At 42.1% G+C, this 928-nt stretch carries 2 tRNA genes and 1 rRNA gene; all 3 read right to left on the bottom strand.

Annotated elements, in window-relative coordinates:
- Positions 1-205: 205 nt before the first annotated feature.
- Positions 206-279 (bottom strand) — tRNA-Ala (locus AC3WV0_RS18075).
- An 81-nt stretch (positions 280-360) separates the two neighbouring features.
- Positions 361-434: transfer RNA gene (locus AC3WV0_RS18070), tRNA-Ile, on the bottom strand.
- Positions 435-714: 280 nt separating this feature from the next.
- Positions 715-928: ribosomal RNA gene (locus AC3WV0_RS18065) — 16S ribosomal RNA — on the bottom strand; the annotation flags it as partial.

Below are 928 nucleotides of genomic sequence, written 5' to 3'. Positions count from 1 at the left end.
CCTCTGAAAGCCTAGGCATCCGCCATACGCCCTTAACGATTTCTTTCCTATTTTTAGGTTACTCAAGCACTTATAAGTGCTCGGTTTTCTCTTTGTGATGTCTTTACCGTTAATGTCAATGATCTTAATTTTCTTTCCTTCAAACTGATGAACAATTGTTGTTTTTGGCTCCAATCGTAACTTTTAAACCAGTTTTCAAAAACTGTGGAGAATAAGGGAGTCGAACCCTTGACCTCCTGCGTGCAAGGCAGGCGCTCTAGCCAGCTGAGCTAATTCCCCCTCTAGGTGCTGTAGGCTCTAGGCTATAAGCTTTAGGCTAATGCCTAATGCTTGAAGCTTAATGCTTACCGCTTTAATTAGTAGTCTCGGGCAGGCTCGAACTGCCGACCTCTACATTATCAGTGTAGCGCTCTAACCAGCTGAGCTACGAGACTTTGTTATGAGTAATAAGTGATAAGTGATGAATGATATATTTAACTATACTCATTCCCTTCTCTCACCGCTCTTCTCAATCTCTTATCCCTTATACTAATTTCTAGTGGGTTTATCTTTATCTATAATTAATAGATGATGATGGATGGGTGATTTTTTATCATTCATCGATTATCATTTATCTTTTATAGTATAGCAACCAATAAAAAACTAAAGCTTTACTTTGAAGTAAGTACTGGACACATAGTGTCCTTGTTTTTTTATCGTCTTTTAGACGCTCTAAAATGAGATGTTCCAGCCGCACCTTCCGGTACGGCTACCTTGTTACGACTTAGCCCTAGTTACCTGTTTTACCCTAGGCAGCTCCTTTTACGGTCACCGACTTCAGGTACCCCAGACTTCCATGGCTTGACGGGCGGTGTGTACAAGGCCCGGGAACGTATTCACCGCGCCATGGCTGATGCGCGATTACTAGCGATTCCAGCTTCATAGAGTC

It is taken from the genome of Chryseobacterium sp. 27AL, from assembly GCF_057815395.1.
The sequence above is the reverse complement of the archived record's forward strand: the minus strand, read 5'-3'. Positions and strand labels throughout refer to the sequence as shown.